Source organism: Chryseolinea sp. T2 (assembly GCF_037203685.1).
GTDB lineage: Bacteria > Bacteroidota > Bacteroidia > Cytophagales > Cyclobacteriaceae > Chryseolinea.
On the sequence record NZ_JBBCAU010000001.1, the window covers coordinates 1 to 13,629 of the forward strand.

13 protein-coding genes and 2 tRNA genes are annotated in these 13,629 nt (G+C 47.1%); 3 read left to right on the forward strand and 12 right to left on the reverse strand.

Features of this window, described 5'->3' with window-relative positions; all coding sequences use genetic code 11:
- Window positions 1-560: 560 nt before the first annotated feature.
- The 7 genes from WBG78_RS00005 to WBG78_RS00035 form a co-directional block, all read right to left on the reverse strand.
- The gene (locus tag WBG78_RS00005; RefSeq protein WP_337324304.1) at window positions 561-1,127 is read right to left on the reverse strand and encodes a DUF2480 family protein; all 567 of its coding nucleotides are present in this window, start codon (window positions 1,125-1,127) and stop codon (window positions 561-563) included.
- A gap of 19 nt (window positions 1,128-1,146) precedes the next feature.
- On the reverse strand, window positions 1,147-1,854 hold the full coding sequence (gene tsaB / locus WBG78_RS00010) for a tRNA (adenosine(37)-N6)-threonylcarbamoyltransferase complex dimerization subunit type 1 TsaB (RefSeq protein ID WP_337324305.1): 708 nt from the start codon (window positions 1,852-1,854) through the stop codon (window positions 1,147-1,149).
- Complete coding sequence (locus WBG78_RS00015) at window positions 1,832-3,514, reverse strand: S41 family peptidase (RefSeq protein ID WP_337324306.1); 1,683 nt, start codon at window positions 3,512-3,514, stop codon at window positions 1,832-1,834. The genes tsaB and WBG78_RS00015 overlap by 23 nt, the downstream gene beginning before the upstream one ends.
- Window positions 3,515-3,517: 3 nt before the next feature.
- Complete coding sequence (rnpA, locus tag WBG78_RS00020) at window positions 3,518-3,871, reverse strand: ribonuclease P protein component (RefSeq protein ID WP_337324307.1); 354 nt, start codon at window positions 3,869-3,871, stop codon at window positions 3,518-3,520.
- 58 nt (window positions 3,872-3,929) lie between these two features.
- Window positions 3,930-4,091, reverse strand: coding sequence for a 50S ribosomal protein L34 (rpmH, locus tag WBG78_RS00025; protein ID WP_025538858.1), 162 nt, complete (start codon window positions 4,089-4,091; stop codon window positions 3,930-3,932).
- A gap of 501 nt (window positions 4,092-4,592) precedes the next feature.
- Complete coding sequence (locus WBG78_RS00030) at window positions 4,593-5,591, reverse strand: adenosine kinase (protein WP_337324308.1); 999 nt, start codon at window positions 5,589-5,591, stop codon at window positions 4,593-4,595.
- A gap of 50 nt (window positions 5,592-5,641) precedes the next feature.
- A complete protein-coding gene (locus WBG78_RS00035; protein WP_337324309.1) occupies window positions 5,642-6,562 on the reverse strand; it encodes a glycerophosphodiester phosphodiesterase family protein in 921 nt (306 codons plus the stop codon).
- A gap of 171 nt (window positions 6,563-6,733) precedes the next feature.
- On the opposite strand from WBG78_RS00035, the gene WBG78_RS00040 reads away from it, so the two are divergent.
- Window positions 6,734-8,383: a L,D-transpeptidase family protein gene (locus tag WBG78_RS00040; protein WP_337324310.1), complete on the forward strand. Its 1,650-nt coding sequence runs from the start codon at window positions 6,734-6,736 to the stop codon at window positions 8,381-8,383.
- Window positions 8,384-8,393: 10 nt separating this feature from the next.
- Here the strand turns inward: WBG78_RS00040 and WBG78_RS00045 are convergent, their stop codons facing one another.
- The gene (locus WBG78_RS00045) at window positions 8,394-9,101 is read right to left on the reverse strand and encodes a response regulator transcription factor (protein ID WP_337324311.1); all 708 of its coding nucleotides are present in this window, start codon (window positions 9,099-9,101) and stop codon (window positions 8,394-8,396) included.
- A 1-nt stretch (window position 9,102) separates the two neighbouring features.
- The gene (locus WBG78_RS00050) at window positions 9,103-10,368 is read right to left on the reverse strand and encodes a sensor histidine kinase (RefSeq protein WP_337324312.1); all 1,266 of its coding nucleotides are present in this window, start codon (window positions 10,366-10,368) and stop codon (window positions 9,103-9,105) included.
- 137 nt (window positions 10,369-10,505) lie between these two features.
- Here WBG78_RS00050 and WBG78_RS00055 point away from each other — a divergent pair, with 137 nt between their 5' ends.
- Together WBG78_RS00055 and WBG78_RS00060 are read left to right on the forward strand one after the other, a co-directional pair.
- Entirely contained in the window at window positions 10,506-11,123 is a 618-nt protein-coding gene (locus tag WBG78_RS00055) for a YceI family protein (RefSeq protein ID WP_337324313.1), read from the forward strand.
- Window positions 11,124-11,134: 11 nt separating this feature from the next.
- Window positions 11,135-12,040, forward strand: coding sequence for a WD40/YVTN/BNR-like repeat-containing protein (locus WBG78_RS00060; RefSeq protein ID WP_337324314.1), 906 nt, complete (start codon window positions 11,135-11,137; stop codon window positions 12,038-12,040).
- Window positions 12,041-12,146: 106 nt separating this feature from the next.
- Here the strand turns inward: WBG78_RS00060 and WBG78_RS00065 are convergent, their stop codons facing one another.
- From WBG78_RS00065 to WBG78_RS00075, 3 genes are all read right to left on the reverse strand, one after another.
- Window positions 12,147-12,881: a hypothetical protein gene (locus WBG78_RS00065; RefSeq protein ID WP_337324315.1), complete on the reverse strand. Its 735-nt coding sequence runs from the start codon at window positions 12,879-12,881 to the stop codon at window positions 12,147-12,149.
- 525 nt (window positions 12,882-13,406) lie between these two features.
- A tRNA-Val gene (locus tag WBG78_RS00070) sits at window positions 13,407-13,481 on the reverse strand.
- A gap of 67 nt (window positions 13,482-13,548) precedes the next feature.
- Window positions 13,549-13,621: transfer RNA gene (locus tag WBG78_RS00075), tRNA-Lys, on the reverse strand.
- Window positions 13,622-13,629: the final 8 nt, after the last annotated feature.

Sequence of the window (13,629 nt, forward strand, 5' to 3'; positions counted from 1 at the left end):
ATCGCAGAATCACTCAACCTCTCAGCCTTGTAATCCTGCAGGTCCGCTATCAATTAACATCTATTCAAAGAACGTTTATTCTCAAGTCTTAATGCCCTCTCGGGATGCTCTCGAATATTGTAGTCTTTCAACTATTGCACTGAAATCCTTCCGACTTCCGTGCTTCTTTCATTTTGGGAGTGCAAAGGTAATTGGATTTGCAACTCGAACCAAATTCTTTCAAACTTTTTTATTTCCCTTGTCCCTGCTGGCAAAAGGGCTTCAAAGGTAACAACGGAACCATCAGTTGAAACAATCAATGCCAAAAAAGTTATCCACATTTCATCTTCCGCTCACATATCCTTAATCCGGCAGCCAAAGCAATCGAATGTTGCCTTTAAACGCGGTTTTGAAGGTTTTCAGAAAGATTGATAAAGGCTTATAAAGGCTTAAATAGATATCACAAAGACGATGCAAAGGCTATACAAAGACGATGCATCGAAGATCCCAAAGTCACCAACATTGACTTGTCCATTTGTAAGAGATTTCTATCTGGCCGCTTCTAGAACAAAAGACGCTGTCTATCTGGCCTTCTTAAATAAGGGAACTGTACTGCAAGGCTCTCCATACATGATGCTCGACGCCACCTTTCGTATCTGAGCCGTAGCTTCTACATAAACCGCAACCGGAACATTTACTTTACTGCAACCCTTGATCACAACCTTTGCTCCCTGATATGCCAACCAATCAACGGTTGCCAGTCTCTTCCTGAAGATTTGCTCCTCTAACGCTTCGACGGAACCGAAAACGGCCTGCTTGGCATAAGGTTCCAGGGCAACCATTACCAGCATAAATGCCCACGTGGGAACAATAGCATCCGCAGAGCAGGTAATTGCCACAAACTTGCCCTCATATTGTTTCCAGTCGTTGGTCTTGATATACTCGCGAAAGTCCTTCTCGCGCAAAATCAATCCCTGATATAGCTGGTCGGCGATATCAATAATTACCCGTTCCCCAGGCTCGTAGTATTCCTCAAGATCGAAGGTCAACAGGGCGCTGTTCGCCACCCGATTTACAATTCCTCCTTCCGACTGAATCGCATCCTGGGGCGATGCCTGATCGCTGCCCGGTGTATTTACTGGTTCCATAAATGCTTTAACAAGAGTGTCAGGCAGGTTTGTTCACTGCCGGAGCAATAATATTTGAGGGCAGTTTAGCCTTGAAGTCTTTCAGATAAAACGGCTCAAAGTGCACCAGATCTTCCGTCTCGCCTTCAGTCAATTTGCGATAACCAATGTTTCCCAAGTACCTCGCAGAAGGAAAGATGCCTTCCAAAAATGCTGCATTACGATGCGTGATCACGCCACGGCACTTTCCCGAGCCATTGCCTGCAAAAACAACACTGCCCGCATTAAGTTGTTCCAGAAAACTTTCCTCATCTATAACACGCGCCTCCACTTCACCGAGTCGGCCGGCAGCACTATTATATAACGCGCAATAAACTTCCATTCGCCTTGCGTCGATCATAGGACACAATAAAGCATCCTCAGACGCAACGGTCCTCATATGCTCAGCCATGATATCCAGCGTACCAACTGATATCAACGGTACGTCTAGTGCATAACATAAACCTTTAGCCGTCGAAGTTCCTATCCGAAGTCCCGTATATGAGCCGGGTCCTGCCGAGACTGCTACACCATTCAGGTCCTTCATTGTTGTACCGGCGATAGTCATAACTTCCTTAATAAGCAAGGCAAGTTTCGACGCATGAGCCTGTCCGATGTGGACCTCGGCAATAGCCACCAGCGCACCGTCCTTGTGAACGGCCACTGAGCATACGTCTGTTGATGTTTCAAGGCTTAACAGCACCGGCATCGGGTGTAGCTAGGATTTTGTTAAAAGAAGCCGGATCACGGAACAGCTTTCGTGCCTGTTCAATCGTGGCATCGCGATTTAATGAATTCAGAGCCTGCCCTTCATTGAGACCATAATGGAATGCAATCTGCGATTCTACCTCTGCTTTAATCTCTTCCTTCAGGCGAACAAGGTCGCTCGCTTTTGTTTGCTCAATCTTATCTGTGAGCGTTTCGAGTACGGGCATCACATCCTGATACTTTTCGCGCGTAGCAATCTCTTTCATCTCTTCAACCTCGTGCTCAATGCTAGTGGTGTAGCTAAACTTTTGCTCTTTGATGAAGGCGATAAACTTTTCATAATCGGCTGCCGGAAGTCGCCATGCCGCAAGATCCGAAGGTAGCGCATGATCTGCGCAATATCGCGATGCAAAATCAAACGTCATGCCCTTCACGATAAGTGCTGTTGTCACGGCCGCCAGGTCTTCCTCTTTCACCGGTACATCAGGATCCAATCCTCCTCCATCGAATACCGGACGACCATTGCGTGTCTTGAACTGCGTCTTCAACGAGTCGGCTACACGTACAACCGAACCGTCGTCTTTCCGGTGAGCATAGTCAAGTGCCTGAATGCACCTTCCACTAGGTGTATAGTATCGGGCCGTCGTCACCTTCAGCTGGGCATTATAGGATAGCGGCCGAGTTGATTGCACAAGACCCTTTCCAAATGTATTGGTACCCATCAGAACTGCACGATCGTAGTCCTGCAGCGCGCCTGCCACGATCTCTGAGGCACTCGCACTTCCCTCGCTCACCAAAACAATCACGGGTATAGATGTATCAACAGGTGCGTTAAGAGTCTTATAAGATTTGTTCCATGAATCGACTTTTCCCTTCGTCGATACCACTTCACTTCCTCTTGGAATAAACATGCTGACGATGTTCACTGCTTCATGAAGTAATCCTCCCGGATTGTCCCGCAGATCCAATATCACCTGTTTTGCGCCATTGCTTTTCAGTTTTGTCAGCGCCTCCTGCACCTCACGCGACGCCCCCGCGGTAAAATCCTGCAACTTGATGTAGGCAATATCCTTATCGATAATGCCAGCATATGCAACGTTGGCTATTACGATACGCTCACGCGACAGGCGGGTCTCAGTTTCACGTTGCCCGGGTCTTTTGGTCTTAAGCTGTACCTCCGTTTTCGGCTGGCCTTTGAGCATGGCACTTATTTCCGACGTTGATTTTCCGGCGACGTTCTTACCATTAATGGATATGATTTCATCTCCGACGTGCAGCCCACCGTTGTAAGCGGGAAATCCTTTGTAAGGATGAGTGATGACGACCCTTTTATTGATGATTCCTATCAGTGCGCCTATTCCTGCATACTGTCCGGTCGTGGATATCCGGAAATTATCCATGTCCTCCTCTGCGATGTAGTCGGTGTAAGGATCCAGCGACTCAAGCATGCCATCGATGCCCACCCGAATGAGCTTCTCCGGATCTACTTCATCGACATAGTAAGCATTAACCTCTTTGAAAAGGGTCGCAAAAATGTCTAGGCTTTTGGCGATGTCGAAGTACTTTTCAATCGGCTGGCGAAACGCCAGGCTCGAAATGATCAGCACACCAATAGTAACGGGCCATTTGAATCTTCTCCACATGCGATTACTTCTCCCCATAGTTCAGAAGCGTTTGAATGTTTTCGCGAGTCGCTCCCTAAGCTGCGCGGCCGGCAGCTTTTCCTTGACACTATAAATATAGGCAATGACCAGCTTCTTTGGGACTTCCGGAAAAGGCTTATTCAAGCGGTAAGCCTCTCTCATTCGCCGTTTTATCAGGTTGCGATCGACGGCACGCGGAAACAACTTTCGTGAAACAGTGATCAGTACCTGGTGTGATGATTGGTCTTCACCAGGATGAGGCATGAAGAATACCTTGAAGGGGTACAAATAAAAAGAGGAACCCTTGTCGAAGAGTTCCTTTATAAGTTTCTCACTGGTAAGTTTCTCATCCTTCGGAAACGTGTACTTCCTCATGAGCTTGAATTTAATCAATCTCGAAAGAGGCGACCGTCCCTCTCAGAATATTTGAGCCTTATTTGTGCTTAACTGTCTTCTCGCTGGACACAGTAAGCTTCTTCCGGCCATTCTTGCGGCGGTTAGCAAGTACGCGACGTCCGTTGGCAGTTGCCATACGCTCGCGGAATCCGTGCTTATTTTTTCTCTTTGTGCGCGAAGGTTGGAATGTACGTTTCATAGCTCAAGCTTTAAAAATGTGTTCGGATGCTCGATCCGTCTTGTTGTTCCCCTATTTTTCAAAGGGCTGCAAAGATGCCAAGTATTAATGTTAAATCCAACCTTTGGAAGACAAAATCCTTCCAGAAGCATCATCAGTAGATCGATGTGATTCCTCTAAGGTCCTGTTCATCAAAGCATTGTCATATTCTGATTCCAAACAAGGCCTTGAGCGCAAGCTCCTGGGCCTGGATGACCAAAGCCCTCATCCGTAACTGGTATAAATATCCGATACCTGAAATTGCAAAGCCGCCCTGTGAGAGAACAAATGAGCCTATTTGCCAAAATGACAGAACAGTTAGCCTGCGCTGGCCTCACTGGTTTATATCGATCCTCAATGAACCCTTAATGAAAGGTCAATGAAATCTACACAATCCAAAAACCTATCCGAAGCAGGCGTTGCGAGGGTGACCTTTAACGGCAATTCTGACTTTTCGACAGCCTGAATGGAACTCTTCCCGATTTAATGATGACCCAGATCCGCAAGTATGTTTTTCACCTGCGCGGTCTCCAGTCTGGGGCCCCATTGCGCCACCACCTTTGAAGACGCCAGCGAAGCCAGTTTACCTGCTTCCGCATAGCTATGGCCGTGCGTGATGGCGTACATAAAGGCCCCTGCAAACATATCGCCTGCGCCATTCGTGTCGACCGCCTTCACCTTATAAGGCTCTATACTAATGAAGGTGTCGCCATCAAAAATGGTCGCTCCATTCTCGCCCTGAGTAATTACAAATCGCCTTGCCACCTCTCGAAGCCTGGTCCGAGCTTCCGTAACACTGTTGGTTCCCGTAAATATCATGGCCTCCTCCTCATTGCAGAACAGCAGATCGACGCTGGCTCCAACAATTTCAGTCATCTGAGCAGAGAAGTATTTGACCATACTTGGATCCGAAAAAGTAAGGGCCACAGAAACTTTATTCTTTTCTGCAATCCGCTTCGCTTCTTTCATTGCCTCCAGGCCTTTTGGGCTTGCAACAAGATAACCCTCGAGATAAATGTATTCGGACGAAATGATAGCAGACTCACTGATGTGCTCCGGTGACAGAAATGAACTAACGCCCAGGAACGTATTCATCGTTCTGTTTGCATCTGGAGAAGTCATTACGAGGCAACGCCCGGAGTGCCCGGGAGGACAGGCATCGTGAGTAAGATTTGTATCGATGCCGTGTCGTTTGATATCGTCAAGGAAGAACTTACCCAATTCGTCCTTTGCGACGAGGCAAGAATAAAATGCTTTGCCTCCAAACTGACTTGCTGCGACTACGGTGTTTCCGGCAGATCCGCCACCAGACATCTTGCTGCGCTTCATGTCGATCACTTTCATGAGCTCCAGCTGACGCTTCTCGTCGACGAGGGTCATCACACCCTTTTCTATGTTGTTCTTTTCAAAGAAGTCGAACTCGACTTCTGTAACGATATCGACGATGGCGTTGCCAATACCAAAAACATCGTACTTCTTCATTAAGTATTTTTTTCGCAATAATACGGGAAAAGTCCGGTCAAGATACTCGCTCAGCGCCCGCCCTTGCCCGGAATGTTCAAAGTCATGCGGAAACGACGGGAACGATTGGGATAATCGGTGATCAAGCCATCGACACCCATGCCTTTTAAGGCGAGCATGTCGCGCGTTTCGTTGACCGTCCAGGGTATGACGCGGATCTTCTTTGAGTGAAGATATTGGACCTTGGCCTTGTCGATTAGCTTAAACTGCGGACTGTATACTGAAGGAATGAAGCCGAGCTGCTCCAGGTTGGCGTCGATGGATTTGTTGTTACCCACCAGCGCGCTTAATCTTATTTCAGGGTGTTTTTCGTGCCAGTATTTGAGTACGCGGAAATCAAAAGACTGGATTACAAGGCGGTCCATGGGGATATACTCATCCATAAGATTGTAGATCAGCTCTGAGTATTCTTCGATGGAAGGATGAAACTTCTTGTCGGTTTCAGGACTGCTTTTGATCTCGATGCTGTAATCTACTTCATAGGAATTATAACTCTTGATCCGTGTTTCGACGGCCACAATTACGTCCCTCAACAGAGGCTTGCTGGTCTGAATCTTTTGCTGCTCGGGAAACTCCTCATTGGCTTTTGATCCGCAGTCAAACTTTCGAACCTGGTCGTAGGTCATCTGGTAGATGTTGAACTTCTTCTCATCTTTTTCGGCGATCAGTCCACCGGCAGAATCATAGCATATGGAAGCGGCGATCCACGGTTCGTGCGACAACACGAGTTTCTTGTCTTCTGTTACGACGACGTCCAGCTCAATCGTTGTCACCCCGGAGTCAAGGGCTGTGAGGAATGCCGGAATGCTATTCTCGGGCATAAGTCCGCGCGCACCACGGTGGCCCTGAATATCAAACTTCGGAAGATACTGCGCTGATGCTGCCAGAGACATAACAACAAACGCCGCAGCAAGGTGCAATCGTTTAAACATGTCCAAAGATAGGTTCATGGCGCTGTCCTCACAAACAATCAATCACACGTCGCTCTATAGCTTCAATACTGCCCGACAATAAATTACCCGACGATCGGTTTCAAAAAAGCGGAAGATGTTACTTTTGAAGAACGCCAACACCGTGCCATTCACAAATAAATTAAATGATCTATGCGCGCAGGAATGAAAATGTCGAACATCATTTTCGCTGTGGGCACATGCCTTGTGGTTGCCTCATTGTTCTTGCTTGGCAACTGCACTCGTCCCGGTTATCGCACGATTGAGGGCCCCCGCACACAGATTACCCCGGATGCGCAGCGCGACAAGATGGCCGTTGCCGGAAACTTCAGCAACCAGGTAGAGCTCAGGTTCGACAGCAATGAAGTGCAGAAGTTTGTTACGAGATATCCCAGGTTTGCGGACTACGCCGCCGACATCAACAAGTTTTATCGGAAGCGTGACTTTGCCTATGCCTGGTATGATCAAAAAGGGTTGATTGAACAGGCTGGAAGTTTGTTTAACCGAATCGTGCACATCCACGACGATGGAATAACGGCACAGCTACCCTACGAAGCAGATTTTGTCCGGATGATGGAAGACAGCGACAGCATCTTGCGCAAGGAACCGAGAAACGCGGATGCCGAGTTAATGCTTACTTCACAATACTTCAGCTTCGCCAAGCACGTCTGGCAGGGAGTCGGCCAAACAGATGAAGAAAAGATGGACTGGTATCTCGTTCGTAAAAAGTTGGACCTCGAGGCACTAATGGATTCGCTACTTCTACATCCTGAAAGATCGATCAACGCCGATGAACCAGTTTACCGACAGTACGCGCTGCTGAGACGTTATCTGAAAAAATATAATGAGATAGATTCAGCAGGAAAGTGGATCACCGTTCCGTCTTCAGACCGGAAACTTTCAGAAGGCGATTCATCGCATGTTATTCTCCACATCAGGAAAAGGCTGGCATTAACCGGAGATTTTCAGGGCGACACCATTTCGGCAACGTATACAGCCGATCTCGCCAAAGCTATAAAACGTTTTCAGGACAGCCGGGGACTGCAGGCAGATGGTGTGATCGGCCCGACGGTAATTAGTGAACTCAATATGCCGGCGTCAAAAATCGTCGAGCAGATCGTTCTGAATATGGAACGGGCAAGGTGGGTGCCGGTAAGCATGGACGGTAGCTACATCGTTGTGAATATTCCTGCATTCAAGTTGTATGTCTACGATCACGACTCACTGGTGTGGGACATGAATATTGTCGCGGGACAGCCCATGCACGAAACTGTGATCTTCAATGGCGAGCTGAAGTACGTCGTCTTCAGTCCTTACTGGAATGTACCTCAGAGCATATATAAGAATGAGATCCTTCCAGGTATCAAACGCGACCCGGACTACCTGGCAAAGCACAACATGGAAAAGTTCGGCAACAGTGTGAGACAAAAGCCGGGGCCATCAAACTCGTTGGGGCGTGTGAAGTTTCTGTTCCCGAACAGCTACAACATCTATTTACATGACACACCATCGAAGAGTTTATTTAGTAAAGACAATCGTGCGTTCAGTCATGGATGTATTCGCCTCGCGGAACCCAAGAAGCTGGCGATGTATCTTTTAAGGGACAGCAAAGCATGGACATCAGCAAAGATCGACGCGGCCATGAGCTCAAACTCTGAAAAGTGGGTGACGCTGGATAAACCTGTGCCGGTCTTCATTGCTTATTTCACTGCATGGGTGGGACGTGATGGTGCGTTGAATATCAGGAAGGATGTGTATAAGAGAGATTCGCGTCTGGCTGAGATGATGATTGCGGGGAATTAAGGCAAGACACTCAAGCTCGATCCACTGCGTCGTTCACATTGAGTTTGTACCCGATGCCATGAAGTGTCTGGAACGATATGTTCGGATCGTGACGGAAAATCTTTCGCAGGCGTGAAATGAATACATCCATACTGCGGCCAACAAAATAACCTTCATCTTCCCATATGGCCTTTTGGATCAGGTCCCGTTCGATCACCTGATTCCGATGAATACAAAATAGCCTCAGCAGCTTTGCCTCCTTAGTGGTGAGCTCAACGATTCCGTTTGACGACTTTACCGTTTGATCGTGAAAGTTGAAACATGAACCGGCAAGATCGTAGGTCGCTTCATTGTCGGCACGGGAAGGAGTCTGATACACCCGTTTGAGAATCGCCTCAATCCTCAGGATCAGTTCCTCAATACTAAAGGGTTTGGTAACATAATCATCGGCACCAATACGAAATCCCTGAATGCGATCCTCTTTCATCAGCTTCGCTGTTAAGAAAATCAACGGAATATCTCTGTTGATCTTTCGGATATCTGATGCCAGTGTGAAGCCATCTTTCTTTGGAAGCATGACATCGAGCAGACAAAGGTCAAATTCTTCCTTTAAGAATACACTGAGACAAGTTTGTCCATCTCCCACAGCGGAAACACGATAGCCCGCCATTTCAAGATTGTCCTGCAACATGAATCGCATGTTGTCATCATCCTCGGCGATGAGTATTCTCGCTGGCATCTCAGATACAGTTTTGCAACATTACGTCGAAACGACTCCCTTTGCCGGGCACGCTACTAACTCTAACGGTACCATTATGCGCCTCCACAATGCCCTTCACATAGGTGAGGCCAAGACCAAATCCCTTGATATCGTGGACATTTCCCTTCGATGCGCGAAAGAACTTTTCAAAGATCTTCGTCTGATGCTCCTTCACGATGCCCATGCCCTTGTCACTTACGGAAACAACTACTCCTTCGTCACAGTCTGCTGTTGATACTGTGATGTCGGGCGAGCCCGGGGAATACTTCTCGGCATTGTCCAGCAGGTTGTAAAGAATGTTTTTTAAATGGAGGACGTCGGCAAAGACTACGGGTCGCACGGCTCCGATATCGACTGACAATCTGCCTCCGCGCACCGCGATGCGTTCATTGAACACCTCGGTAATCTCCCGTACAATTTCGTTTATATTGATTTCCTGCCGCGACATTGCAAGCTCACCTTTCTCCAGCATGGCTGTCTGAAGCACCTGGTCGATATGCGCCTTGAGGCGGAGATTCTCCGATGATATTATATTAACGTAATGCTGGGCACGACTGTTAGCGTCGCGGTTCTTTTTCAACACTTCGCTGGCCATTGCGATATTAGCAATAGGTGTTTGGAGTTCATGTGTCATGTTGCTGATGAAATCGGCCCGAACCTCCGCTCTGTGTTTGCTGCGTGAAAGATGAACCATCATTCCCATCGTCAGCGCCAGGACAACAATGAAAGCAGAGGCAGAGAAGATCCAGATGCGCATACCGCCGATAACATCTGTAGTGTGTTGGGGGAAACTGATGTTGACCATTTCTGTTTCTGCTTTTGCAAGTCCGTGATGTAAGCACAATGCATCGGCCTCGGAGGTTGCCCCCTGTTTGTAGAAGTTTCCAAACATGATCTCCTGCTTATTGTTGTACCCCACTACCTGAAAGGGTAGCGAAAGGTCGTACTCAGCAAAAGTATTTCTACTGAGAGAATCTATCCGTTCGTAAGTTATTCCATGCGGATACGTTAGCTGGAAACTGTTGGATGAATTCTTTTCAATAACGGCTGGAACGTGATCACCATGAAGATCGCCTACGGTGTTTGCAATCTGACGCATCGCCAGTGTTGTTCGTTCTGTTAATTGCCTTTCTGCAAGGTTGTATGCAGCACTAAACCACCAGACCTGAACACACAGCAGCCCGGCAAGACATAGAATGCCAAGGGCCACCAACATCTTATAAACTCTGCCGCCTTGCATAGCCATTGTTGTTGATTATGTAAATGTATTCACGAAACATGTGCAGTATGAAAAATTTACATTTCATTAACATGTTTTTACAGCGCTTTTGCAAAAGGCCGGCTTGGTGCATCTACGTTTGTTAGCATACAAACACTCGAAAGATGACCAAAATTCTTTTTTGCGCAGCCCTCGCACTTGCTATGTCCGTTGACTGCACCGCACAATCCACAACGGTGAAATATGAGGTCTTGCCCTCGCAGAGTACGCTGAAGTGGACGGGTTACTACCTGTTCAACTTTGGCGAGCACACTGGCACAATAAACATTACAGACGGAAAGATCCTTGCCGATGATAAGGGCGGCATCTCCGGATTGATTTCGGCTGACATGAAAAGCATTCGCGACACCGACATGGCCTATGAAGACGGAGGCAAAGATCTCAGTGAACACTTGATGAGCAAGGACTTTTTTGATGTATCACAATATCCAGGCTCAAAGCTCGAGATCGTAAAGAGTGAACCTGTGGAAGCTGCCAGACCGGGAGATGTCAACACAAAGCTGATTGCCAATCTGACCTTGAAGCAGGTCACCGCGCCGGTAACATTGTATGCCACGATAGACAGAACGTCAAAGAGTTTTACTGCCGTCGGCAAGTTCAAGTTCGATCGCACACGCTGGGGTATTGAATACAACTCCGGAAAAGTATTCTCAGAAGTTGGCGACGGAGCGATATCCGATGCCATTGCTATCGAGTTCAACATCATTGCAGAAGTTAAATAATAATCAATATTATGAAGACGAGTTTAGGATTGAACACCTGTCTGCTTGCGCTTGCTCTGGCTTCAATTGCAGCTGTTCCTCATCCATCTGAAAAAGCAAATACCTATTTAAGCACTGACCATGGCGTCAGCTGGCAACCGGCAGATAAGGGCCTTCCCGTCGACGAACGATTGAATGTGATAGTTGTACACAACCGTCTGGTGTTCGCCGGCACCGATCGCCATGGCGTTTGGCTAATGGATAAAAACGGATGGAGTATCCAATCCAATGGACTTCCTAAAAGTTCGCGGGTGCTGTCGTTGCTCAGTTCTAATCACATCCTATATGCAGGACTTTATCATGGCGGCTTATACTTTTCTACTGACGATGGATATACATGGAAAAAGGTCAACCAAAATCCTGACGCGAATGTAAGAGCGATCAGCGAATTCAAGGGGGGCATTTATGCAGGGACAGATGTTGGAATATATCGGATCGATATCAAGAGTGAAACCTGGACACTATTGTTGGGCAGGCAGCAGATCAATACGTTCGCATCAAACGGCAATTACATCTATGGAGGAACACATCAGGGTGCGGTTCGTTCTACCGATGGAGTTAACTGGGAACAGGTTTTCGAGGGCGCGGCCATCAGCAAAATTGCTTTCAATGAAAATGAAGTTACAATAATGGATTTGGAGGAGAATGTGTTTCGCGGACTGTTGGATAAGCCGACGTTCGTCAGGGAAGACATCTATCTGCCACACACTCACTATTTCCGGCTTACGCCAAAAAGCGGCAAGTTGATTGGGATCGAATGGTCGGACATTTCCTTCTATAACCCGTCCAATAGACGCGGGCTACCCGGTAACAAACCGTTGAATCTTCTTGTCAGGACACCGTTTGGGCTACTGGCAGCATCCAGTGGCGGATGTTGAAGTGTTAACGCCTGAAGTATATCTCATGTTGATGGTCAGAAAGCCTCTAAAAAGAGAAAGGCCGCCGATGAGCTTCGGCGACCTTTCGAGGCGGCGTGTAATCTTACTACTTCTTAGTCGCAGTACCGATGTTCAAATCGGTAACATATACCACACCATTAACGCTCACCTCAGCTTTTCCAGCACCGAGGAAGGTGATCTCTCCACTGTACTTAAACGATCCTTTTGAAGGAACTGATCCGCTGATAGAATATGATCCTTTACCGCTTTTGATCACATGCTCTGCCTTGCTAATGGAAATATCTGTCAATGTCATTGCAACGTTGCTACTGATAGTTCGCTTTTGTTCGTTGTCGACAAATGAACCGTCATATTTGTATTCGCCGTTCATTTCGAATGCCGATGCATCTGAATGGAGTCCATCAAGTTGCAAGTTGGCAAGTCCTGAACAGTCATAAGAGTAATTGGTTGAACTGAAGTCACCGTTGTAATTCATTTTAACGGCAAGCGCAGCAGGCAATTCGCCTTCGCAAGTCAATTCGAATTTGTATTCGAAGTCGAAGTTAAAAGCATTGATTGATCCGGGATCACTGTTGGTCTTGTAGTCAACTGTCTCCGAGAAACCACAAGTCGCTACACGTCCTCCGATGTTTCCGTCCATAGCATCAGAAGCGTATTCTGCCGACATAGATGAAACTGAATTTACGCCATTAGATGACAGAGAAACGGCTACAATAGCTGCTGCTTCATCCGATGTGATGGAATTCTTTTGTTCGTCGTCGCTACAGGCGGCGGCCAATCCCATTACAGCAATAAATAACCAGGCACTCTTTCTTTTCATAGTTTGGTGTTTGTTCGGGTTATTAACGATAACCACGATGCTATATACATGCCGTTGGAGGAACGTAAGCGTAACAAACTTCCAATCAAAGAAACGCGGGGTCGAACGTCACCTATGCGTGGTTCAAATGCCTTTAATAAATTCTTGTGCTAAATCATCGCAAGGTGAATTGTTCATCAAGATGGTGAATCACTCCACAATAGGAACACATTCTCTATTCAGGACTCTATTGAACTAACGAATCGGTTGTTGCACCAGCAATAGAAATGCTGAAGAAGGCTTAAGAATGTGTCATTAGATTGCAATAAGAATGTGTCATTAGATTATGCAAGCCATTAGATATGCAAGCAGACGGCACGGCATAAACTTCTGCAGAAAACTAACCGCAAAATGTTAAATACTAAATGTAAAATTTAAAAGGATCGGTTAGAGAGCTGGGAGGCGAGAGACAACATCGGCGACGAGTTTCCAAATCAACAAACCTGTCCAGCTTTAGCGGGATCAACAAATCAACAAGTGAATTCGTGGGATGTATTGGATTCGAACCAATGACCCCTACCCTGTCAAGGTAGTGCTCTAAACCAGCTGAGCTAACACCCCGGATTATTGACTTATTTGTTGACTTATTGATCCCGCTAAAGCTGGATCAACAAGTCAATCAATATTGTGACCCCGGAGAGATTCGAACTCTCGACCCATTGATTAAGAGTCAATTGCTCTACCAGCTGAGCTACGGAGTCAAGGGAGT